Source organism: Pseudomonas helmanticensis (assembly GCF_900182985.1).
Lineage (GTDB): Bacteria > Pseudomonadota > Gammaproteobacteria > Pseudomonadales > Pseudomonadaceae > Aquipseudomonas > Aquipseudomonas helmanticensis.
In genome coordinates this window covers 525,745-549,483 of record NZ_FXUY01000002.1, presented here as the reverse complement: position 1 = coordinate 549,483, position 23,739 = coordinate 525,745, and the positions used below count along the sequence as shown (strand labels likewise).

The 23,739-nt window shown below is 59.6% G+C and carries 18 protein-coding genes; 10 read left to right on the top strand and 8 right to left on the bottom strand.

What is annotated here, in order from left to right; translation table 11 throughout:
- Window positions 1-233 precede the first annotated feature (233 nt).
- Together pap and QOL84_RS25190 are read left to right on the top strand one after the other, a co-directional pair.
- Window positions 234-1,748, top strand: coding sequence for a polyphosphate:AMP phosphotransferase (pap, locus tag QOL84_RS25195; RefSeq protein WP_283438955.1), 1,515 nt, complete (start codon window positions 234-236; stop codon window positions 1,746-1,748).
- Window positions 1,749-1,851: 103 nt separating this feature from the next.
- Window positions 1,852-3,036, top strand: a complete 1,185-nt coding sequence (locus QOL84_RS25190; RefSeq protein WP_283438954.1) for a thiolase family protein — start codon at window positions 1,852-1,854, stop codon at window positions 3,034-3,036.
- Between the two features lie 102 nt (window positions 3,037-3,138).
- On the opposite strand, the gene QOL84_RS25185 is transcribed toward QOL84_RS25190, so the two are convergent.
- Window positions 3,139-3,342 (bottom strand): DUF6316 family protein, encoded by a 204-nt coding sequence (locus tag QOL84_RS25185; RefSeq protein WP_283438953.1) that lies wholly within the window; start codon window positions 3,340-3,342, stop codon window positions 3,139-3,141.
- A gap of 205 nt (window positions 3,343-3,547) precedes the next feature.
- On the opposite strand from QOL84_RS25185, the gene QOL84_RS25180 reads away from it, so the two are divergent.
- Window positions 3,548-4,507 carry a DMT family transporter gene (locus tag QOL84_RS25180; RefSeq protein WP_283439476.1) on the top strand — a complete coding sequence of 320 codons (960 nt, stop codon included), beginning with the start codon at window positions 3,548-3,550 and terminating at the stop codon, window positions 4,505-4,507.
- A gap of 104 nt (window positions 4,508-4,611) precedes the next feature.
- Here QOL84_RS25180 and QOL84_RS25175 read toward each other — a convergent pair whose 3' ends face one another.
- Entirely contained in the window at window positions 4,612-6,006 is a 1,395-nt protein-coding gene (locus tag QOL84_RS25175; RefSeq protein ID WP_283438952.1) for a class II fumarate hydratase, read from the bottom strand.
- A gap of 194 nt (window positions 6,007-6,200) precedes the next feature.
- On the opposite strand from QOL84_RS25175, the gene QOL84_RS25170 reads away from it, so the two are divergent.
- From QOL84_RS25170 to QOL84_RS25150, 5 genes are all read left to right on the top strand, one after another.
- A complete protein-coding gene (locus QOL84_RS25170) occupies window positions 6,201-6,719 on the top strand; it encodes a DUF2059 domain-containing protein (protein WP_102354097.1) in 519 nt (172 codons plus the stop codon).
- Window positions 6,720-6,731: 12 nt separating this feature from the next.
- Window positions 6,732-7,031, top strand: a complete 300-nt coding sequence (locus QOL84_RS25165; protein ID WP_283438951.1) for a BolA family protein — start codon at window positions 6,732-6,734, stop codon at window positions 7,029-7,031.
- A 151-nt stretch (window positions 7,032-7,182) separates the two neighbouring features.
- Window positions 7,183-8,124: an oxygen-dependent tRNA uridine(34) hydroxylase TrhO gene (trhO, locus tag QOL84_RS25160; protein ID WP_129394972.1), complete on the top strand. Its 942-nt coding sequence runs from the start codon at window positions 7,183-7,185 to the stop codon at window positions 8,122-8,124.
- A 35-nt stretch (window positions 8,125-8,159) separates the two neighbouring features.
- The gene (locus tag QOL84_RS25155) at window positions 8,160-8,762 is read left to right on the top strand and encodes a DsbA family protein (RefSeq protein WP_283439475.1); all 603 of its coding nucleotides are present in this window, start codon (window positions 8,160-8,162) and stop codon (window positions 8,760-8,762) included.
- Window positions 8,755-10,572, top strand: a complete 1,818-nt coding sequence (locus QOL84_RS25150; protein ID WP_283438950.1) for an ABC transporter ATP-binding protein — start codon at window positions 8,755-8,757, stop codon at window positions 10,570-10,572. Before QOL84_RS25155 ends, QOL84_RS25150 begins: the two co-directional genes overlap by 8 nt.
- On the opposite strand, the gene QOL84_RS25145 is transcribed toward QOL84_RS25150, so the two are convergent.
- Complete coding sequence (locus QOL84_RS25145; protein WP_283438949.1) at window positions 10,573-15,207, bottom strand: deaminase domain-containing protein; 4,635 nt, start codon at window positions 15,205-15,207, stop codon at window positions 10,573-10,575. It lies immediately after the preceding gene.
- Window positions 15,208-15,381: 174 nt separating this feature from the next.
- Here QOL84_RS25145 and QOL84_RS25140 point away from each other — a divergent pair, with 174 nt between their 5' ends.
- Window positions 15,382-17,841 carry an EAL domain-containing protein gene (locus tag QOL84_RS25140; protein ID WP_283438948.1) on the top strand — a complete coding sequence of 820 codons (2,460 nt, stop codon included), beginning with the start codon at window positions 15,382-15,384 and terminating at the stop codon, window positions 17,839-17,841.
- A 79-nt stretch (window positions 17,842-17,920) separates the two neighbouring features.
- Entirely contained in the window at window positions 17,921-18,682 is a 762-nt protein-coding gene (locus tag QOL84_RS25135) for an iron-containing redox enzyme family protein (RefSeq protein ID WP_400774861.1), read from the top strand.
- A gap of 137 nt (window positions 18,683-18,819) precedes the next feature.
- Here QOL84_RS25135 and QOL84_RS25130 read toward each other — a convergent pair whose 3' ends face one another.
- The 5 genes from QOL84_RS25130 to QOL84_RS25110 form a co-directional block, all read right to left on the bottom strand.
- On the bottom strand, window positions 18,820-19,746 hold the full coding sequence (locus QOL84_RS25130; RefSeq protein ID WP_129394966.1) for a GGDEF domain-containing protein: 927 nt from the start codon (window positions 19,744-19,746) through the stop codon (window positions 18,820-18,822).
- A 362-nt stretch (window positions 19,747-20,108) separates the two neighbouring features.
- A complete protein-coding gene (locus tag QOL84_RS25125; protein WP_283438946.1) occupies window positions 20,109-20,849 on the bottom strand; it encodes a YciK family oxidoreductase in 741 nt (246 codons plus the stop codon).
- Window positions 20,850-20,921: 72 nt separating this feature from the next.
- Window positions 20,922-21,593 (bottom strand): N-acetylmuramic acid 6-phosphate phosphatase MupP, encoded by a 672-nt coding sequence (gene mupP / locus QOL84_RS25120; RefSeq protein WP_103305668.1) that lies wholly within the window; start codon window positions 21,591-21,593, stop codon window positions 20,922-20,924.
- 4 nt (window positions 21,594-21,597) lie between these two features.
- A complete protein-coding gene (ubiG, locus tag QOL84_RS25115) occupies window positions 21,598-22,296 on the bottom strand; it encodes a bifunctional 2-polyprenyl-6-hydroxyphenol methylase/3-demethylubiquinol 3-O-methyltransferase UbiG (RefSeq protein ID WP_129394964.1) in 699 nt (232 codons plus the stop codon).
- A 56-nt stretch (window positions 22,297-22,352) separates the two neighbouring features.
- Complete coding sequence (locus QOL84_RS25110) at window positions 22,353-23,687, bottom strand: TRZ/ATZ family hydrolase (RefSeq protein ID WP_283438945.1); 1,335 nt, start codon at window positions 23,685-23,687, stop codon at window positions 22,353-22,355.
- Window positions 23,688-23,739 lie beyond the last annotated feature (52 nt).

Genomic DNA, 23,739 nt, shown 5'->3' with positions numbered 1-23,739 from the left:
GATCCCCTGTGGCGAGGGGATTTATCCCCGCTCGGCGGCGCAGCAGTCGTCAAACCTGCACACACGGTTTAACTGGAGTAACCGGGTTGAATGGTTTTGGGGCTGCTTCGCAACCCAACGGGGATAAATCCCCTCACCACAAGGTTTCTATGCGGCTCTGTATTCGTGGGAATTTCTGCGCCGCTGCTGTGCCCAATCCGCTAGTCTTGCTGAACCCTGGAAGGAGCCGTCCCATGTTTGAATCCGCAGAAATCGGTCACGCCATCGACAAAGAAACCTACGAGGCCGCCGTCCCCGCGCTGCGTGAAGCACTGTTGGAGGCGCAGTTCGAATTGCAGCAACAGAAGCGCTTCCCGGTGATCATCCTGATCAATGGCATCGAAGGTGCGGGCAAGGGCGAGACGGTCAAGTTGCTTAACGAGTGGATGGACCCGCGCCTGATCGAGGTGCGCACCTTCGATCAGCAGACCGATGAAGAACTTGCACGACCACCGGCGTGGCGCTATTGGCGGATGCTCCCGGCGAAGGGGCGGATGGGCATTTTCTTCGGCAACTGGTACAGCCAGATGCTTCAGGGGCGGGTGCATGGGCTGTTCAAGGATCCGCGTCTGGATCAGGCGATTGCCGGGGCCGAACGTCTGGAAAAGATGCTCTGCGATGAAGGCGCGCTGATCTTCAAGTTCTGGTTTCACCTGTCGAAGAAACAGATGAAAGCGCGGCTCAAGGCACTGGCCGACGATCCGCTGCACAGCTGGCGCATCAGTCCGCTCGACTGGCAGCAATCGGCAACCTACGACAAGTTCGTCAAATATGGCGAGCGCGTATTGCGTCGCACCAGCCGCGATTACGCGCCGTGGCACATCATCGAAGGCGTCGACGCGCACTATCGCAGCCTCGCGGTCGGCAGGATTCTGCTCGAAGGTTTGCAGAATGCGCTTAAGCGCCCGGACATTCATCCTCACGACGTCAGCGCCGCGCCGTTGGGCACGCCGGTCGATCAGTTGAACCTGCTCGACAGTCTCGACCTGACCCAGCGCCTCGACAAGAAAGACTACGAAGAACAACTGATCACCGAGCAGGCGCGGCTGTCCGGGCTGATGCGCGACAAGCGCATGCGCCGCCACGCGCTGGTCGCGGTGTTCGAAGGCAACGATGCGGCCGGCAAGGGCGGCGCGATTCGTCGGGTCGCGGCAGCGCTGGACCCGCGTCAGTACAACATCGTGCCGATCGCCGCGCCGACCGAAGAGGAGCGGGCGCAACCATACTTGTGGCGTTTCTGGCGGCATATTCCGGCGCGCGGCAAATTCACCGTGTTCGACCGCTCGTGGTACGGCCGGGTGCTGGTCGAGCGGATCGAGGGTTTTTGTACGCCGGCCGACTGGCTGCGCGCCTACAGCGAGATCAATGACTTTGAAGAGCAGCTGGCCGATGCCGGCGTGATCGTCGTCAAGTTCTGGCTGGCCATCGACAAGGACACGCAAATGGAGCGCTTCCAGGCGCGCGAGGAAATCCCCTTCAAGCGCTTCAAGATCACCGAGGACGACTGGCGCAATCGCGACAAGTGGGACGCCTATCGCGCCGCCGTCGGCGACATGGTCGATCGCACCAGCAGTGAAATCTCGCCGTGGACGCTGGTCGAGGCCAATGACAAGCGCTGGGCGCGGGTGAAGGTGTTGCGCACGATCAATCGCGCGCTCGAAGACGCCTTCGAAAAATCCGACAAGCACGCGAAGAAACACAAGGACTGAGCCGATGGACACGCATACGCGGGGTGAATGATTGTCGCGGTCGGTAATCGGGTGGACTTATGCTCGGGTTCACTCTCAACCGACCACAACAATGAGGTATGCCATGCGTGAAGTGGTGATCGTCGACAGCGTGCGGACCGGCCTGGCCAAGTCCTTTCGCGGCAAGTTCAACCAGACCCGCCCCGATGACATGGCGGCTCATTGCGTCAACGCGCTGCTTGAGCGCAACGACATCGACCCGACCAGCGTCGAGGACTGCATCGTTGGCGCCGGCTCCAACGAAGGTGCGCAGGGCTACAACATCGGCCGCAATGTCGCGGTGCTGTCGCGCTTGGGCACCGGCACCGCCGGCATGACCCTCAACCGTTTCTGCTCCTCGGGTTTGCAGGCGATTGCGATTGCCGCCAACCAGATTGCCTCGGGTTGCAGCGAGATCATCGTTGCCGGCGGCGTCGAGTCGATCAGCCTGACGATGAAAAGCGTCAACACCGATCACCTGATCAACCCGCTGCTTAAAGAGCAGTCGCCGGGCATCTATTACACCATGGGCCAGACGGCCGAAGTGGTCGCGCGGCGCTATGGCGTCAGCCGTGAAGCGCAGGATCGTTACTCCCTGCAAAGCCAGATCCGTACCGCGCAGGCGCAGGCCGCCGGCCTGTTCAACGATGAAATCGTGCCGATGGCGGTGAAATACCGGGTCGAGGACAAGAACAGCGGTGAAGTGCAGATTCTCGATGGCGTGGTCGATCGCGACGACTGCAACCGCCCGGACACCACCTACGAAAGTCTCGCCGGGCTGAAACCGGTATTTGCCGAAGACGGTTCGGTGACGGCGGGTAACTCCTCGCAACTGTCTGACGGGGCGTCGATGACGCTGGTGATGAGCCTGGAGAAAGCCCTGCAACTGGGCCTCAAGCCAAAAGCGTTTTTCCGTGGTTTCACCGTCGCCGGGTGTGAACCGGACGAGATGGGCATCGGCCCGGTGTTCTCGGTGCCGAAACTGCTCAAGGCCAAGGGCTTGCGGGTGGCGGATATCGATCTGTGGGAATTGAACGAGGCGTTTGCTTCGCAGTGCCTGTACAGCCGTGATCGGCTGGAGATTGATAACGACAAATACAACGTCAACGGCGGCTCGATTTCGATTGGTCACCCGTTTGGCATGACCGGGTCGCGGCAGGTCGGGCATCTGGTGCGCGAGTTGCAGCGGCGCAATTTGCGTTACGGCATCGTCACCATGTGTGTGGGCGGCGGGATGGGGGCGACCGGGTTGTTTGAGGCAGTGCGTTGAGGCAGGAAGAGTTTCGTAGACGGGTCGATTGCCATCGCGAGCAGGCTCACTCCTACAGTTGGAATGCGTTCCCCTGTAGGAGTGAGCCTGCTCGCGATGGCATCAGCTGGGTTTCCGGTTGGAATCCTGTATCTGCATCCGCGCAATGTAAGCCCGGATCTCCTGCTCAGCCTGCTCGGGACTGTCAAACGGCCCTTCAAGGGTATTTTCCCGAGTGCTGAAAAACAGTTCGCCATTGACCCGGCACAGGCGGTCGCTGCGAAAGTGCGTGGTGGGGGCGCTGTCGTGGGCGCGCATTGCTAACATGATCGGTCTCCTTGGCCGGGTGTTGAAACGGATCCAATCAGCTTATGCCTGAAGCACTTGCCGCGCGCGGTGAGCCGATCAACGGCAGCGCGTCAATTTACTGCTGCGACCTGCACAGTTTCATTCGCGTCCTGGCCTCAACTGTCCCTGTGTCGCACACGATGGCGGGCCTAGAATGAGCGCACTCGTCAGCAGTGGGGTTCGCATGCACATTTCATCCGGGCGCTGGGTCTACGGCTTGTTCCTGGCGCTGCTGACCGCTTTTCTGTGGGGCATCCTGCCGATCAAACTCAAACAGGTGTTGCTGGTGATGGATCCGGTCACGGTGACCTGGTTTCGCTTGATGGTCTCCGGCAGCTGCCTGTTCATTTATCTGGCTGCGGTCAAACGCCTGCCGAGTCGTCAAGTGCTCGGGCCAAAGGGGGGCTGGCTGGTGCTGATGGCGGTGCTCGGGCTGGTAGGCAACTACGTGCTCTATCTGATGGGCCTTAATCTGCTCAGCCCCGGCACCGCGCAACTGGTGGTGCAGATGGGGCCGATCATGTTGCTGATCGCCAGCCTGTTCGTGTTCAAGGAGCGTTTCAGCATCGGTCAGGGAATTGGTCTGGCGGTGCTGCTGATCGGTTTTGTGCTGTTCTTCAATCAGCGGCTGGCGGAGTTGCTGACCTCATTGTCGGATTACACCGCTGGTGTTTTGCTGGTGTTGTTGGCGTCGACGGTGTGGACCTTCTATGCGCTGGGCCAGAAGCAATTGCTCACGGTGTGGAATTCGCTGCAGGTGATGATGGTGATCTACCTGTTCTGTGCGCTGTTGCTGACACCGTGGGTGCATCCGCTGGAAGCCCTCGATCTCAATCCGCTGCAGGGTTGGTTGCTGCTGGCGTGCTGCATGAACACGCTGATTGCCTACGGCGCATTTGCCGAAGCGCTGGCGCATTGGGAAGCTTCGCGGGTCAGTGCGACATTGGCGATCACGCCGTTGGTGACGTTTGGCGCGGTGGCGATTGCGGCGGGAATCTGGCCGGAATATGTGCATGCCGAGCAGATCAATGGGCTTGGGTATGGCGGGGCGTTGCTGGTGGTGTTGGGGTCGGCGCTGGTGGCGTTGGGGCCTTCGTTGATTGCCGGACTCAAGGCGCGGCGAATGAAGATGGCAGCAGGCTAACCGCGTCAGGGCCATCGCGAGCAGGCTCACTCCTACATTTGGAACGCATTCCCCTTGTAGGAGTGAGCCTGCTCGCGATAACTGACCAAGATACGCTACAAACCTCAGCCCTTGGCCCCAGCCTCAATCATATTCTCCGGCCGCACCCACGCATCAAACTCTTCATCGGTCAGATAGCCCAACGCCAACGCCGCTTCGCGCAAGGTCAGCCCCTCGCTGTAAGCCTTCTTCGCGATCTCTGCCGACTTGTCATAACCAATGTGCGGGTTCAGCGCCGTCACCAGCATCAACCCACGCTCCAGGTGTCGCGCCATGACTTCTGCATCCGGCTCAAGCCCGGCAATGCAATGCTGCTGGAAGTTGCTGCAGCCGTCGCCGAGCAGGCGGATCGATTGCAGCAGGTTGTGGATGATCACCGGTTTGAACACGTTCAGTTGCAAGTGACCCTGACTGGCAGCAATGCCGATCGTCACGTCGTTGCCCAGTACCTGACAGGCCAGCATCGACAACGCTTCGCACTGGGTCGGGTTGACCTTGCCCGGCATGATCGAGCTGCCCGGCTCGTTGGCCGGCAGGCGCACTTCGGCAAAACCTGCGCGTGGGCCGGAGCCGAGCAGACGCAGGTCGTTGGCGATTTTCATCAGCGCCACGGCGAGGGTTTTCAGCGCGCCGGAGAGGCTGGTCAGCGGTTCGTGGCCGGCGAGGGCGGCGAATTTGTTCGGTGCGGTGACGAACGGCAGGCCAGACAACGCGGCCAGCTCGGCGGCAATTGCTTCGCCGAAACCGTGCGGCGAATTCAGCCCGGTACCGACGGCGGTGCCGCCCTGCGCCAGTTCACACACTGCAGGCAGCGCCGCGCGGATCGCCCGTTCGGCGTAATCCAGTTGCGCTATGAAACCCGACAACTCCTGGCCAAAGGTGATCGGCGTCGCGTCCATCATGTGCGTGCGCCCGGTTTTTACCAGTTTCATGTGCCGTGCGGCCAGTTCCGCGAGGCCGCCGGACAACTCGGCAATCGCTGGCAGCAGTTGTTCCTGCACGGCTTGCGCGGTAGCGATGCTCATCGCGGTCGGGAAGCAATCGTTGGAGCTTTGCGAGCGATTGACGTGATCGTTGGGGTGCACCGGCGTTTTGCCGCCGCGCGGATTGCCGGCCAGTTCGTTGGCGCGACCAGCGATCACTTCGTTGACGTTCATGTTGCTCTGGGTGCCGCTGCCGGTCTGCCAGACCACCAACGGGAACTGGTCGTCGTGCTGGCCGTCTAGCACTTCGTCGGCGGCCTGCTCGATCAGGCGTGCGATGTCGGCAGGCAAGTCGCCATTGCGGTCATTGACTCGGGCGGCGGCTTTCTTGATCAGTGCCAGGGCATGCAGCACCGGCAGCGGCATGCGTTCCTGACCGATGGCGAAGTTGATCAGCGAGCGTTGCGTCTGAGCACCCCAGTAGGCGTCGTCCGGGACTTCGATCTGGCCCAGGCTGTCGGTTTCGATACGGCTCATCGTGCACACTCCTGTTGGTCTGTTTGCGCAGTTTAGGCCGGCATCGGCCCAGGTGGTTCCATCGAACCGATTGTTGACCGGTAAAACCCGGCCAATCAAGCGCCGCAAGGCTCGGGGGGTTGAGCCGTGGCGTTTTTTAGGCGCAGAATGGTCGCCCTTGGGGTTTTACCTCGCCTAGCTGAAAAGGAAACTCGATGACTCGTCTTCGTGCCATCTGCACCGCGGTTGCACTGGTTTGCGCCAGCGGCCAGGTGCTTGCCGATACCGCCAGCCACAACGCCAGTGCTGAAGCTTTTCTGACCCTGGCGCACGCTGACAAGCTGGGCACTCCGGTGTACATGCAAGTGCAGCAAATGTTCGCTCAGCGTTTTGAGCAGACCAAAGCCCCGGAAGCCAAGAAAGCCGTACTGGAAACCTACCAGGCCAAGGCCAACGCCGCGCTGGACCAGGCCATTGGCTGGAACAAGCTGAAGCCGGACATGGTCAAGCTCTACACCAGCAACTTCAGCGAATCCGAGCTGAAAGACCTGGTCGCGTTCTACCAGTCGCCACTGGGCAAGAAAGTCCTCGAAAAAATGCCGCAGCTGACTCAGCAATCGGCCCAGATGACCCAGGCCAAACTGGAAAGCGCCGTGCCTGTCGTCAACAAGCTGCTCGACGACATGACCAACGAGCTGGCACCGAAAGGCGCTGCACCGGCCAAGAAGAAGTAAGCGGAGTTCGTGATGACCATGCAACAACGCATCGAATCGACGCTGGGCCTGCTGCAGCCTGAGCATCTGCAAGTGCTGGATGAAAGCCACATGCACAGTCGCGGGTTACAGACCCACTTCAAGGCTGTGGTGGTCAGCGCGCAGTTCGACGGCCTCAATCGGGTCAAGCGCCACCAGAAAGTCTACGGCACGCTCGGCGAGCTGATGGGCGAGTTCCATGCGTTGGCGCTGCACACCTACACGCCGCAGGAATGGGCAGAGATCGGCGCCGCTCCGGCGTCGCCGACCTGTGCAGGCGGTAGCAAAAACTAAGATCAAAAGATCGCAGCCTGCGGCAGCTCTTACAGGAGACTGCCGCTGTTGGTGATGTTTTTGCTAGAATCCGCAACGCGCCGCTCAAGCGGCGCGTTTTTTTTTGAATCCGGTTCACCCTTTGCGAGGGTAGCCACCTGGAGAAATACCCATGACACAACCGATTGTCGTGGCGGCACTGTATAAGTTCGTCACCCTCGAAGATTACGTCAACCTGCGCGAGCCACTGCTGCAAGCGATGGTCGACAACCAGATCAAAGGCACCCTGCTGATCGCCGAAGAAGGCATCAACGGCACGGTGTCCGGCACCCGCGAAGGCATCGACGGCCTGCTCGCCTGGCTCAAGAACGATCCACGCATGATCGATATCGATCACAAAGAGTCGTACTGCGACGAGCAGCCGTTCTATCGCACCAAGGTCAAGCTGAAGAAAGAGATCGTCACCCTCGGTGTCGACGGCGTCGACCCGAACAAGAAGGTCGGTACTTACGTTGATCCGCAAGACTGGAACGCGTTGATCAGCGACCCCGAAGTGCTGTTGATCGATACGCGCAACGATTACGAAGTGTCGATCGGCACCTTCGAAGGCGCCATTGATCCGAAAACCACCAGTTTTCGCGAATTCCCCGACTACATCAAAGAACACTTCAACCCGGCCGTGCACAAGAAGGTCGCGATGTTCTGCACCGGTGGGATCCGCTGCGAAAAGGCCTCGAGCTACATGCTCGGCGAAGGTTATGAAGAGGTCTACCACCTCAAGGGCGGCATTCTGAAGTACCTCGAAGAGGTGCCGCAGGAAGAGACCAAGTGGCAGGGCGACTGCTTTGTGTTCGACAACCGCGTGACCGTGCGTCACGACCTCAGCGAAGGCGACTACGATCAATGTCATGCCTGTCGCACACCGGTCAGTGTTGAAGATCGTGCATCCGAGCACTATGTGGCCGGCATCAGTTGCCCGCATTGCTGGGACAAGCTGAGCGAGAAGACCCGCCGCAGCGCCATCGATCGGCAGAAGCAGATCGAACTGGCCAAGGCGCGCAACATGCCGCACCCGATCGGCTACAACTATAAGCAAGCATCCACCGAGGCTTAACCATGTCTGCACGCCTGCTCTATGTGATGGACCCGATGTGTTCATGGTGCTGGGGGTTCGCTCCGGTGGCCAAGGCATTGGTCGAGCAGGCGCAGGCAGCCGGGGTCGAGTTGCATCTGGTGGTCGGCGGGTTGCGCACCGGCAGCGGTGCTGCGCTGGAGCCGACCACGCGGCGCTACATTCTTGAACACTGGCAAGCGGTCACCGAAGCCACCGGTCAGCCGTTCAAGCTTGAGGGCGCGTTGCCCGACGGTTTTGTCTACGACACCGAGCCTGCCTGCCGCGCGATCGTCACCGCGCGCAGCCTCGCGCCGGATTGCGCGTGGACACTGGTTGGCCTGATCCAGCAAGCGTTTTACGCTGAAGGTCGCGACGTGACCCAGGCCAGTGTGCTGGTGGAACTGGCAGAGCAGGCCGGCGTCCCGCGTATCGAATTTGCCGCATTGTTCGATCATGCCGATCAACACAAGGCGACTCAGGCCGATTTCAGCTGGGTGCAGGATCTGGGCATCGCCGGATTCCCGACCCTGCTCGCCGAGCGCAACGGCCAATTGGCGCTGCTGACCAACGGCTATCAACCACTCAGCGAACTGTCGCCATTGCTCGGTCGCTGGCTGGAACGCGCGGCCTGTGTCTGACCTGGCCGATGACACGCCAGCCGTAAAGCGTGTCGACCGGCTGAGCTGGGCAGAAGTCCGGCGTCAGGCACTGCATCACAAAAAATCCCTGTGGATCGCCAACGGCGTCGCCGTACTGGCGACGCTGTGCAGCGTGCCGATTCCGTTGCTGTTGCCGTTGCTGGTCGACGAAGTCCTGCTCGGTCATGGCGACGCGGCACTGAAAGTCATGAACCACGTGCTGCCGGGCATGTGGCAGCAAGCGGCGGGCTATATCGGCCTGATGCTGGTGGTCACGCTGACTCTGCGTTGCAGCGCCCTGTGTTTTGGCGTGTTGCAGGCGCGGCTGTTTGCACGCTTGGCCAAGGACATTGTCTATCGCATCCGCGTGCGCCTGATCGACCGGTTGAAACGGATTTCCCTCGGCGAATACGAAAGCCTTGGCAGCGGTACAGTGACCACACACCTGGTCACCGATCTGGACACCCTCGACAAGTTTGTCGGCGAAACCCTCAGCCGTTTTCTGGTGGCGATGCTGACGCTGGTGGGTACCGCGAGCATCCTGATGTGGATGCACTGGAAACTGGCGCTGCTGATTCTGCTGTTCAACCCGTTGGTGATCTACGCCACGGTGCAACTGGGCAAGCGCGTCAAACACCTGAAGAAACTCGAGAACGACAGCACTTCGCGCTTCACTCAGGCGTTGAGCGAAACCCTCGATGCGATCCAGGAAGTGCGCGCCGGCAACCGGCAGGGTTACTTTCTTGGACGCCTCGGGCTGCGTGCGCAGGAAGTGCGCAACTACGCGGTCAATTCGCAGTGGAAAACCGACGCCTCCAATCGCGCCAGTGGCTTGCTGTTCCAGTTCGGCATCGACATCTTTCGCGCGGCAGCGATGCTCACGGTGTTGTTTTCCGATCTGTCGATCGGGCAGATGCTCGCGGTGTTCAGCTACCTGTGGTTCATGATCGGTCCGGTCGAACAACTGCTCAATCTGCAATATGCCTACTACGCGGCCGGCGGTGCGCTGACGCGGATCAACGAACTGCTGGCGCGCGCCGACGAGCCGCAATATCCCGGCGGCGTCGATCCATTCAAGGGCCGTGAGACCGTCGGCATCGAGGTGCAAGGCCTGAGTTTTGGCTACGGCGATGAACTGGTGCTGGACCAGATGAACCTGTCCATCGCGCCCGGCGAGAAAGTCGCGATTGTCGGTGCCAGTGGCGGCGGCAAAAGTACGCTGGTGCAGTTGCTGTTGGGGCTGTATACGCCAGTGTCCGGGACTATCCGCTTCGGTGGTTCGACCCAGCAGGAAATCGGCCTGGAACTGGTCAGGGAAAACGTCGCCGTGGTGCTGCAGCATCCGGCGCTGTTCAACGACACCGTGCGTGCCAACCTGACCATGGGCCGCACCCGCAGCGACGAAGCCTGCTGGCAGGCGTTGGAAATCGCCCAGATGGAGGCGACTATCCGTGGCTTGCCGCAGGGGCTCGACAGCATTGTCGGTCGCTCCGGTGTACGCCTTTCCGGTGGTCAACGGCAACGCCTGGCGATTGCGCGGATGATCCTCGCCGAGCCGAAAGTAGTGATCCTCGACGAAGCCACCTCAGCTCTCGACGCGGCCACCGAGTACAACCTGCATCAGGCCATGGCACGCTTTCTCAACGGCCGCACCACGTTGATCATTGCTCACCGATTGTCAGCGGTGAAGCAGGCCGACAGGGTGCTGGTGTTCGATGGCGGCCAGGTCGCCGAGGATGGCGACCATCAGCAACTGATTGCCGATGGTGGCCTGTACGCCAAACTTTACGGGCATCTGCAGCGCATCTGATCAACCCCAGAGTACCTGCAGCGCGGCATCCCCGCCGTCATGACCAAACTGCTTCATCACCACTGAACACGATTCGCACGGGCGCATGGTCGTCGCGATATCGACTGCGCGGATTTCCTTCGGGTCCGGGTATTTTTCGCGAATCACGCTGATCAACTTGCTTTCACTGTCCAGTGAAGTGGGGCGGCTGGTCTGTGTTGGTTGGTAGGTTTTCAGCTCCTTGATGGTCAGCGGCACCGCCAGCAGTTGGCCCTGCTCGGTCACTTCCAGAGATGTGCGCGGGAAGGCGGAGTTGTAGTCGATATTGATGTAGGTGGTCTGCCCGATCCGCACATGTTCGCCGCCCATGTGCCGAAACAGCGGCAGGCGTTGGGTGCTGCCCTGCGCGCCGGAGACACTGACGTAAATTTCCCGCTGGCCGCCGGCGGTGGTGACTTCGGCGAATGCAATGTTGCGTGGGTTGACCGGGCGTTCGCGCATGGGCAGCAGGTTTTGCAACTTCTGCATCGCGCCGTCGATGCGCAATGCCGCGCTGCTATTGGCCGGGTTGATGGTCGGTGACAGAAACAGCGTGTCGAATATTTCTGCGGTTTTTAATCGAAACGCTTCCGGCGCCTCTTTGCTGCGTGCCCACGTCGCGGCACCCTCGGGCAATCGGGTGACGATCATTCGGGTGGAGTGATCGAACATCAACGCCTCGCCCGGACTGGTGTCGACGTTCAGCCATTTCATATTGTTCGCCGGTAGAGCGCTGGTGCCAATGGGAATGGCGATTTCTTCCATGGTGTGCATGGCGCGCTGTACCGCTTCGAGACCATGGATGCGCACGATGTTGTTGGCGTGCAGCGATCCGGTGTAAACCGTCAGTAGTTCGGCGCCCAGTGTGTCGTTGGCCAGTTCGGCAGGCGACAGGCGATTGAACGTCAAACGGCTGCCCGGGATTTCTCCTTTGCGGATGCTCGCCAGATAGTATTCATGGCTGTTGATCCGCAGGAAAACGTAAGAGGCCGAATCGTCGATGGCGGGGACCAGAATCGCTCCGACCTGATGCGTGTCATTGATTCCGTCATAAGTCCCGCCGGTCTTGATGCGCGCGAAAATCCCTTTGCGAAACTGCAGCGTGGCATGGATCTGTTGCCGCGGTATCAGCCGGCCACCCCTGAACCCCAGGTCGGCCAGATCACCTCTGAACAGAGTCGGCTGGTTATCGATGATCCGGTACAGCTTGGCGTCGACCGCCAGAAATGTACCGTTTCGCCTGGCCAGCGCGGCCGGTTCCGAGATCCTGTCGCCGAACCATGGGGCGTAGCCTTTGTCTTTGTCCACCGTGCCAAGGGCTGGTGTCGGTGCCGGTTCGCCGGTGGTGTAGCTGACGCGGCAGTCGTTCTGATGCCCAGGTGCGCGGCGGGGGCGGCACGGTAACAAGGTCCAGTTTCGGCTGTCATCGATCAGATCGACCCGCCGCAATTCTTCGCCGTCGAGCCGATACGGCGCGTCGTCGATCAGCACCGTGTGATGCCCGTCAGCTTCAGGCAAATGCTGTACACGGGTTTTTTCGGGAAACTCGATGGTGATCTGATTGGCCGTTTTTTGTGTGCCGTCATAGCTGGAGCGCCCCAAGGAAAAATCATGATCCTGGGGCGTCAACCGTGGGCCGAACGGACGTTCCGACAGCGGGTCCAGCACGTGATAGCGGGAGTCGCCGACAGCAACGTTGCGCACCGGAACGTCATCGATACCTTTGACGGCAGCCAATTGGTCGAAGTGGCTCAAGGGTTTCCAGTGTGCGACGTCGAGCGCCTGGGGAAGGTTGTGCAACAGATCATATTCAGCGCGTACGCCGGCCAGGCGTTTGAGCCGCGACAGAGACTTTTTTTCCAGATAAATCACGGCCCGCACGGCAGTTGTCAATCCTCGGCCTGCGAGTCTGAGCAAGGCCGGTACCGCATCCAGAGGATTGAGGTTTTTCAGGCTGGACAGCAAAAGCGTTTTAGACAATTGCGCCATGCCTGGCAGCGCGGCGCGTATGGCGATTTTGCCGGCGACGGCAGCGAGGCGGATGCTGCCGGCCACGAACTTGCCCAGTGGAATCGCGAACGACACCGCATCGAGAAGTAATCCGAAGATGCCCAGCGCACGTTTGCCGGGATCGTCCGACTGCATATCTTCGAGGCTGCCCCAGAACGGGATAAATCCCTTCAGTGCATGTATCCAGTGCTTGTTGAGGCCTTCGCGTTCGAAGCGGGTTTCTCCCCACGCTTCGCTGTACAACGCCTTCTCATCGACATACAAATGATCGGTAGCGACGAGCGCGCTGATCTGCACGGTTCTCGCCGAGGTAAACGTCAGGTTTGCCCAGGTGTTGTGGTGTGTCTCGGGAATAGCCGAAGGGGCAAGAGCGGCGCCCAGCGGGTCGAGAACGGCGAGACAGAAAGCACCGCGCTTGGGGATCGAACCTTTCTTGTGTGCGTTCAAATCGAATGGCGGGCGGTGCAGGTGGACCCTGGCGATGTCTTCGCTCTGGATTTCTCCGTTTTTTGGCGGTGGTGTTCGTGAAAGCAGTCCGTCGAGATGCGAGAGCAAGACATCCGGGCGTTTGCGTATCACGCCGGCGCGGGGCAGGCATTCATAAAAGTGCTCCAGACCCTGATAGGTCGCACGCAGTACAAAGCCCATGCGCGCCCGGTGCAGCCGGATGCTCTCGGGCGGCTCCCAGCGGCCGGCAATGTTGTGGGCCTGATCCCTGAGACAGTAGACCCTCACTTCGCCGTGCTCCAGTGCCTGTCGGTCCGCCCATGGCAAGGTCACCAGTTGAGTTTTTATCAGGTACTCATAAGCATCTCTGAGCTTGCGCAGGTATTCGTTGAACTGTTTGTCGAGCAACGATTTTATGTCGGGCAAGGTGCACATGCGGGGGAAACGGGAAAGTAGCTGACCTGGACTTTCGGTACTGAGAAAACCGCTTTTCAGGGTTTGGTCTGCTGACAGGCTGATCCATTCAGTGGCGGTCTTGCCGTTATCGCTGACATACCAGCGAACGTCGGGTTCCAGACCTCCGGATGCATAGACTTCCAGCAGCGGCCAGACTGGCAGCGCCACGTCCGGGGTGTCGAGGATACTGCGTCGGGCACGGTTTTGCGGTTGATGGTGATAGCGTTTGAGGTTAATCCTGGTGTGATCATACAAGTCGTTGGCAAGCGCTCTTTTCAGTTGCTGTTGTGCCAGCGGCAGACGTTGCGGCGGCTCGATGTCCAGGCGCAGAACCGCTTTGTTCAGGTGCGCTTTATGATCCTCCAGCGCTTGTATGGCGAGGTGCGTGCCGGACTGATCGTTCTCAGTGGTGAACGGCGGCAGCGCACCGGTCGCCGCGGCCCAGGTCTGTGCAGCCGCGGCGCGGGTCACGGCAATCAGGGCCTGCAACTGCGCGTTGGCGTTTGCGCTTTTTTTCAGCGGCAGGTCGATCAACTGTTGAAAGGTCAGTTGTCGCAACGAATCGGGATCGAGCGCATGCGCCAGTTGCACGCCGTGCACGAAGTTGACCCAGACCGCCGAAGCCCCGTAAGGAAGATCATCAGGGATACCGCGAACCTGAAAATCGAAGGGAAATTGCGCCAGACACACCCATCCCAGCAAAGCCTTTTCCGTCGGTGTCGAGGTTCGTCGCGAGTCCTCCAGATGCTGGAAAAAGTCCTCGCGAATGTCTGCATAGCTTTTTCCGTAGTGGCGGCGTGGTTCCAGCGCGTACCCGGCAACCTGATTCGAATGACTCTGCCGAGGGACCTCGTACCACAATCGCAACGCTTCAAGTAACAGGTGCGCAGCGATGTCGGGAATCGTCTGCTCATCGGGGAGGGCGCCGTACCAACCCAGTGTTTGCAGCAGACGCTGGCCAAGACGTTGGGCCGATGGTGTGTCGAGCAGGCGTTCCAGGCAGGTTGCAGGCAGGGTCTGCCATTGTTTGAGCGTGCAAGGCGGCGTGATCTCACTGGCCAGGCAGTCGATCAGCGATTGCGTTTTACCGATGAGAAACGTCCCGATCAGATCTTGAATTGACGCGTTGTCGTCGTCGCTCATCAATGTTCCCAACGGCATGCTGTGTGGCAGATTCAATCGATGCTCAGCGCGTTTCTCTTCTACCTCCTCGATCAGCCGGGCCAGGCCAGAGGCATCCTGAATGGCGGGGAGGGTAAAGCCGGAAAAGCTCACAAGCTGAGCCAGTGGCAGCAGCCTGTCGGAACGCACGTGTCCGCCTATACTGAGCAACGCACGCTGGAGCTGGAGAATTTTGTCAGGCGCTTTGGTCACATCCTTGATGGTGTAGTCGAGATCGTCATCATGGTCTCGGGTGTTGGTAAAGCGACATTGATCGGCCACGGCGCTGACGTGGGTCAGCGATCCCCTGGATGCTTGCAGGTGCCGGGTCAGCAGTGAGTCGCCGGCATCCTCGAACAGTGCGAGAAAAAGGCTCCGGGCATGCTCGTGTGCTGTGCCGAGACGCGATAGGGTTTGCGGCGCCAGGTAAAAGCTGTCCAGCGACGTAGCTGCGCTGCGCACGGCGCGGATTGCCGTGAGGATCGCTTGGTATTCGGCCTGTTGAGCGGTGTGGCGTTGCTGCGGGGTTACCGGTAGGTTCATGGGGGAGCGGCTCAGGAGTGTTCGGAAGCCGTCAGTGTCGAAGTATCCTGTGCTCTCGGTGCGGTACATATGTATCGCGAGTTGAAGTGTCCTGCTTGCCGGAAGGGGGATCGCCCCCTAGGCTAGGTTAGCGGTCTCCTCTTTGATGATGGCAGTGCGTGCGCAAAGGACCTCATGAAGCAAAAAAGGACTCTCGGAACGCCACGGTTGTTAGGCATCGTCTGGCCATTTATTGCCGTTGTGCTATTTCAGGCGTTATTGGGGGGCGTGAGTCTTTACGTCCTGTCGGCCGTTCGCGGTTATGTCGCTGGCGAAAGTCTGTGGTCCAAAGGCCAGAAAGACGCCATCTATTACCTCAATCTGTATGCAGACAGTCGCGACGAAGCGATTTACCTCAAGTATCAGAATGCGATTGCCGTGCCGCAGGGCGGGCATCAATTGCGCTTGGCGCTGGATCACCAGCCACCGGATTTGCAAGCCGCGCGCGATGGCATCCTCAAGGGCGGCAATCACCCGGATGATGTATCGAGCCTGATCTGGCTGTACCTCAATTTTCGTCATTTCAGTTATCTCGAAACCGCCATCGACCGCTGGACGCTGGGCGATGCGTATCTGGTCGAGCTGGACAATGTCGCCCGCGAAATGCACCAGAGCATCAGCGAGAACAGCGCGACACCGGCCGACATCCAGCGCTGGAAGGCGCGGATTTTCGCCATCAATGACGGCGTCACGCCGGCAGCGAAAGCTTTTAGCGATGCGTTGGGTGAAGGCTCGCGGATGATCCTGCGCTTGCTCTTGTTCACCAACCTGGCCACGGCGCTGGGCCTGATTGTGCTGGCGTTGCTGCGTACGCATAAATTGCTCAAGCAGCGCCATGCCTTTGCCCAGGCACTGCAACTGGAGAAAGATCGCGCACACGTCACGCTGCATTCGATTGGCGACGGCGTCATCACCACCGACGTCAGCGGCGCGATCGATTACATGAACCCCGCCGCCGAAGCGATGACCCACTGGAAAGCCGAGCAGGCTGCCGGATTGCCGCTGGCGGCGCTGTTCAATCTGCTCGACGATAACGCCCAGGCTGAGGGCCTGACGCTGATCGAACACATTCTCAGCGGCAAACTCAGTGGTGGCAGTGAGCATTCCAAGCTGATCCAGCGCCTCGACGGCAGCACAGTCTCGGTGACGCTGGTCGGCGCGCCGATCCGCAACGCCGGCAAGGTCAGCGGCACGGTGCTGGTGCTGCACGACATGACCCAGGAGCGGCAGTACATCGCCAATCTCTCCTGGCAGGCCACGCACGACGCACTGACCGGGCTGGCCAACCGTCGCGAATTCGAATATCGCCTCGAGCAGGCATTGCACAACCTCACGCGTCAGCCCGGACGGCATGCGCTGATGTTCCTCGATCTCGATCAGTTCAAACTGGTCAACGACACCTGCGGCCATGCGGCGGGCGATGAGCTGTTGCGGCACATCTGCGCACTGCTGCAGTCGGGGTTGCGCGAGAGCGACACGCTGGCGCGGCTGGGCGGCGACGAGTTCGGCATCCTCCTGGAGAATTGCGCGCCGGAGGCGGCGGAAAAAATCGCCGAAGTCCTGCGCCAGACCGTACAGAACCTGCATTTCGTCTGGAAGGGCCGGCCGTTCCTGACCACCGTCAGCATCGGCCTGGTGCATATCGCCCAGACCCCGACGACCCTTGAAACTTCATTGCGTGCCGCTGACATGGCTTGCTACATGGCCAAGGAAAAGGGCCGCAACCGCGTGCAGGTCTATCACGCCGACGACTCGGAACTGTCCGTGCGTTTCGGTGAAATGGCTTGGGTGCAGCGTCTGCACATGGCGCTGGAAGAAAACCGCTTCTGTCTGTACGCCCAGGAAATCGCCCCGCTGGGATCGGCGGAGGGCCGCGGCGGGCACATCGAGATTCTGCTGCGATTGCATGACGAAGCCGGGCGCATGATTCTCCCGGACAGCTTTATTCCGGCCGCCGAGCGTTATGGCCTGATGAATCAGCTTGATCGTTGGGTGGTGCAGAATGTATTCAAGCTAATAGCCGAGTGTATTGCCGAAGAGCGTGAAGGGCCTTTGGCAATGTGTGCGATTAATCTTTCAGGCATTACTATCGGAGATGACGCGTTCTTGCACTTTCTGCGTGAACAGTTTGTTAGTTATGCGATTCCGCCTGAAATGATTTGTTTTGAAATTACTGAAACCAGTGCAATTTCAAATCTCGGGAGTGCAATTAGATTTATTAATGAACTCAAAGGTTTAGGGTGTTACTTCTCACTTGATGATTTTTGTGCCGGGATGTCTTCATTCGCTTATCTGAAACATTTGCCTGTAGACTTCCTGAAGATCGACGGGAGTTTCGTAAAGGATATGCTGGACGACCCGATTAACCGCGCAATGGTCGAAGTGATCAATCACATCGGGCATGTCATGGGTAAGAAAACAATTGCCGAGTTTGTTGAAACCGCCCAGATCGAGCAGGCATTGCTTGAAATCGGGGTGGATTACGCTCAGGGTTACGTTATCGAACGCCCGCAATTGTTTACCTGCGACAGTTTGCAGATTCGGCCCGCCAGACCGCAGCCGCTGTTGTTCAAGGCGCCTGGCACGTTCCGTTGAAGTCTCTTGCCGATCCTTACAATCACAAATCAAAAGGAGCCGAACAGTGATCGACACATTCAACCGAACCGGACCACTCATGGAAGCTGCAAGTTATCCTGCCTGGGCACAACAGTTGATCCAGGATTGCAGCGAGAGCAAACGCCGGGTTGTCGAACATGAGTTGTACATGCGCATGCGTGATAACAAACTCAGTGCCAAAACCATGCGTCAGTACTTGATCGGCGGCTGGCCGGTCGTCGAACAGTTTGCCTTGTACATGGCGCAGAACCTGACCAAAACCAAGTTTGCCCGTCACCCCGGTGAGGACATGGCGCGTCGCTGGTTGATGCGCAATATCCGCGTCGAACTCAACCACGCCGATTATTGGCTTAACTGGAGTCGGGCGCACGGCGTGAGCCTTGAAGACTTGCAGGCACAGCAAGTTCCACCGGAACTGCACGCGCTGAGCCACTGGTGCTGGCACACCAGTTCTGCCGATTCATTGATCGTCGCCATTGCTGCCACCAACTATGCCATCGAAGGCGCGACCGGGGAGTGGTCGGCGCTGGTCTGTTCCACAGGTGTTTATGCCGCAGCGTTTCCCGAAGAGGAGCGCAAGCGCGCCATGAAGTGGTTGAAGATGCATGCGCAGTACGACGATGCCCATCCCTGGGAAGCGCTGGAAATCATCTGCACGTTGGCGGGGATGAACCCGAGCAAGGCGCTGCAAACCGAGCTGCGCCAGGCGGTGTGCAAGAGCTATGACTACATGTATCTGTTCCTCGAACGTTGCATGCAACTGGAAACGTCCGAACGATTGCTGGTCAGTCGTGAACGCCGGGCGGTAGTCGAGAGTTGATTCCGGCTCACACCGCGTAAAAAATGTAGGAGTGAGCCTGCTCGCGATGGCGGTCTGTCAGTCAACATCATTGTTGAATAGCAGATCGTCATCGCGAGCAGGCTCACTCCTACAGTGGTTTGGGGTGGTGTTACAAATCAGCCCGCCATTGCCAAGCGGTTACGACCTTCGCGCTTGGCCACATACAGCGCACTGTCCGCACGACGCAACAGGCTTTCCGCCGACTCGCCAGGCAACAGCGTCGAGCAACCCAAACTCACCGTCAGCTCGATCAACTGGCCATCGGCAAAATACTCTGCGGCCTGCGCAGCATGGCGCAGCCGTTCGCCGACCATCGCCGCCGCTTCCCGGCTGGTGTTCGACAGCAGGATCAGAAACTCTTCGCCACCATAACGAAAGACCATGTCGACGTTACGCAACTGGCCCTTGATCGATGCCGCCACCGCTTTCAGTACGTCGTCGCCGGCGCTGTGGCCGTGGCTGTCGTTGACCCGTTTGAAGTGATCGATATCGAGCATCAACACCGACAACGGTTGCAGATGCCGACGCGACATTTCGATCTCGCGTTGCAGTGTCTGCTCCATGGCGATGCGATTGCCGGCCCCGGTCAATGGATCACGCAAGGCGCTCTGGGTGGCTTCACGGTAGAGCAGGGCGTTGCGCATCGGAAACAGCAGGGACGACAACAATGACTCAAGGTTGCCCTGCTCTTTGTCGCTGAAACGCTGATTGCGGCGAAACACCAGTTCGCCCATGTGCTGGCCTTCATGGCTGAGGCTGTAGCTGACCGAATGGTGACCGCGAGTGCCGAACTCCAGGCGCAGGTCGCTGCCCTGGTGCACATAGCTCAAGGCATCCAGCGGCACAAGGCGCTGAACTTCGCGGAAAAACAGACCGAGGATTCGTTGCGGCTCAAGACTGGTTTGCAGTTGCAGGCTCATTTGCTGGCGCAATTGCGCAAGACTGGCCGGTCGCTCCAGAAGGGGAGGCAGCTGACCAAAGCCCAGGCGTTGCAATTTGGCACTGTCAAAGTCAATTGCATTGGTCTGGGAGGGTGATTTCATATGGCGTGAGCCCCTAAGCAGTAAGTCTGTCTTACAGGCTGGGTGAGAGCGGCTATGGGCTGCGCGTCATACTGATCCATCAGTCCCGTAGGACGTTTGGCGTAAGTTTAGTCTGCCTGAAGACGATTAGTAAGCTATCGAATCAGGCCTTGCCCCACTGCCTTCACACGGCATGCTTTGAGGATATTTAGAGCGAAAGTCGTGCCATTCGGTTCGTATTTATTTAAACCTTTAGAAATCAATGGGTTGGCGATCGAATGGGGATAGAGGCGCTGGAATATTGACTGAATTATGACGGTCGACAGCGGCAAATGCATGCCGCGACAGGAATCTGCCGCGGCAACAAAAGCGACGTATGGCAGTTATTGCGCGTTGAACGCCTGGCCATTGATGCCAGTACTGTCCGGACCCATCAAGTACAGGTACACCGGCATGATTTCCTCCGGCGTCGGGTTGTTCAGCGGGTTTTCCCCCGGATAGGCCTGCGCGCGCATGCTGGTGCGGGTTGCGCCGGGGTTGATGCTGTTGGAGCGCACCGGCGCGACGGTGTCGACCTCATCGGCGAGGGTTTGCATCAAACCTTCGGTGGCAAACTTCGACACGCCATAAGCGCCCCAGTAAGCGCGGCCTTTGCGGCCGACGCTGCTGGAGGTGAACACCACGGAGGCGTCCTGCGACAGTTTCAGCAGCGGCAGCAGGGTGCTGGTCAGCATGAACATCGCATTGACGTTGATCTGCATGACGCGCATGAAGTTTTCCCCGGACAACTGTTCTATCGGCGTGCGCGGGCCAATGATCGAGGCATTGTGCAGCAAGCCGTCGAGATGGCCGAACTCGGTCTCGATCATCGCCGCCAGCTCATCGTATTGATGCGGCAGGGCGGTTTCCAGATTGAACGGAATGACGGCCGGTTGCGGGTGGCCGGCGGCTTCGATCTCGTCGTAGACCTGAGTCAGATTGGCCTCGGTCTTGCCCAGCAGCAGAACGGTGGCGCCATGCGCTGCGTAGGTTTTTGCAGCAGCCGCACCAATGCCGCGACCGGCACCGGTGACCAGAATGACCCGATCCTTGAGCAATTCGGGACGAGCGGAATAATCAAACATAAAAACCTCATTAAGAGTCAGATCGTTCCCACGCTCCGTGGGGATGCAGCCAATGACGCTCTGCGTCAGGTTTCAGCAGCTGCAGAGCGCGCTATCGAGCACCTTGCGCAACTCCGACGGATGATCCACCACCACGTCCGCCCCCCAATGCCGAGGGTTGTCATCCGGATGAATGTAGCCAAACGTCACCGCCGCCGTTTTCGTACCGGCATCGCGTCCCGATTCGATATCACGCAGATCATCGCCTACAAACAGAACCGTCGATGGATCCAGATCAAGCATCTTGCAGGCAAGGATCAACGGTTCCGGATCCGGCTTGCTGTTCTTCACGTGATCCGGGCAGATCAGTAGCGCCGAACGCTCGGCCAGCCCCAGCTGCTGCATGATCGGCTCGGCAAAGCGCAACGGCTTGTTGGTGACCACGCCCCAGACCAGGTTGGCCTTCTCGATATCGGCGAGCAGTTCGCCCATGCCGTCGAACAGCTTGCTGTGCACCGCGCAACCGACCAGATAGCGCTCGAGAAACTCCAGACGCAGCTCCTCGAAGCCCGGCGATTCCGGGTCCATCGAAAACGTCACCGCGACCATCGCTTTCGCGCCGCCGGAAATCTCGTCGCGAATGTGCTTGTCGTTCATCGGCGGCAAACCACGATCCGCACGCATCGCCTGGCAGATGGCGATGAAGTCCGGCGCGGTGTCGAGCAGCGTGCCGTCCATGTCGAAAAGAACTGCTCTGATGGCCATCGGCTTATTCCTCGCGCAGGGTCTGGATCATGTAGTTGACGTCAACGTCGCTGGCCAGTTTGTAGTGTTTGGTCAGCGGGTTGTAGGTCAGGCCGATGATGTCCTTGACGGTCAGACCGGCCATGCGGCTCCAGGCGCCGAGCTCGGACGGGCGGATGAATTTCTTGAAGTCGTGGGTGCCGCGCGGTAGCAGCTTCATGATGTATTCGGCGCCGACGATGGCAAACAGGTAGGCCTTCGGGTTGCGGTTGATGGTCGAGAAGAACACCTGGCCGCCCGGTTTGACCATGCGGAAGCAGGCCCGGATCACCGAGGATGGGTCCGGCACGTGCTCAAGCATTTCGAGGCAAGTGACGACGTCAAACTGCTCGGGCATTTCTTCGGCGAGATCTTCGGCAGTGATCTGACGGTATTCGACGCTGACGCCGGATTCCAGCTGATGCAGTTGCGCCACTGCCAGTGGCGCTTCACCCATGTCGATGCCCATCACGGTCGCGCCGCGTTGCGCCATGGCTTCGCTGAGGATGCCGCCGCCGCAACCGACGTCGAGGACTTTTTTGCCAGCCAGATTGACCCGTTCGTCGATCCAGTTGACCCGCAGTGGGTTGATGTCGTGCAGCGGTTTGAATTCGCTTTCACGGTCCCACCAGCGATGGGCCAGGGCTTCGAATTTGGCGATTTCGGCGTGGTCGACGTTACTCATGTTGAATCCTCTAAAACTTGAAAAAGGCTGTAGCCCCGAAGTGTATTCCGGGGTTTTTACGATTCTTTGTGGCCGCTGATGCGTTGGCCCCAGGCCCGGGCGGTGGCGCCCAATTGTGCTTCGTCCAGTCGGGTCAGGCGGCGGTCGTCGAGCAGTTGTTTGCCGGCGACCCACAGGTGTTTCACGCAATCGCGGCCGGTGGCGTATATAAGCTGCGACACCGGGTCATACACCGGTTGTTGGGCCAGGCCGGACAGGTCGAAAGCGACGATGTCGGCGGCTTTGCCAATCTCCAGCGAACCGACTTGTGCCTCGATCCCCAATGCGCGCGCGCCATTCAAGGTGGCCATGCGCAGCGCACGGTGGGCGTCCAGCGCGGTGGCCGAACCGGCGACGGCTTTCGCCAACAGCGCGGCAGTGCGGGTTTCGCCGAGCAAATCCAGATCATTGTTGCTCGCTGCGCCGTCGGTGCCGACCGCAACGTTTACCCCGGCCTGCCATAAACGCTCGACCGGGCAGAAGCCGCTGGCCAGTTTGAGGTTGGATTCCGGGCAATGGATCACGCTGGTGTTGCTTTCTACCAGCAACGCCAGGTCGTCATCGCTGATCTGGGTCATGTGCACAGCCTGAAAGCGCGGGCCGAGCAAGCCGAGGCGGCCGAGGCGCGCCAGCGGACGTTCGCCGAGCTTCTCCAATGACTGCTGAACTTCGAACGCGGTTTCGTGCACATGCATATGAATCGATGCATCGAGCTCCTCGGCAATCACACGGATTTTTTCGAGGTTCTCATCGCCGACGGTGTACGGTGCATGAGGACCGAACGTGATCTTGATCCGCTCGTGATGCTTGAGGTCACCAAACAGCTCGACGCCCTGACGAATGGCCTCATCGGCGCTGCTGGCGCCCGGGATCGGGAAATCCAGAATCGGAATCGCGATCTGCGCGCGAATGCCGCTGTTGTGCACGCGTTCGCTGGCGACTTTCGGGAAGAAATACATATCCGAGAAGCAGGTGATGCCACCCTTGATCTGCTCGGCGATCGCCAGATCGGTGCCGTCGCGGACAAAATCTTCATCGACCCATTTGGCTTCGGCCGGCCAGATGTGGTTTTCCAGCCAGGTCATCAGCGGCAGATCATCGGCCAGGCCACGGAACAGCGTCATCGCTGCGTGGCCGTGGGCATTGATCAGGCCGGGGGCGAGCAGCACATCCGGCAGTTCACGGATTTCCGTGGCGTTACACTTCAATGCTTCGGCGCGGGGGCCGATAAACACGATGCGACCGTCGCGGATGCCCAGGCCATGCTCCTTGAGCACAACGCCTGCGGGTTCGACGGGTACCAGCCAGGTCGGCAGCAATAATAAGTCGAGCGCAATGGCAGGTTTCGGCATCGAGGGTCGGTTCCAGTGCTTTTGTAAAGGATGGCGAAGTATACCCGAGCGT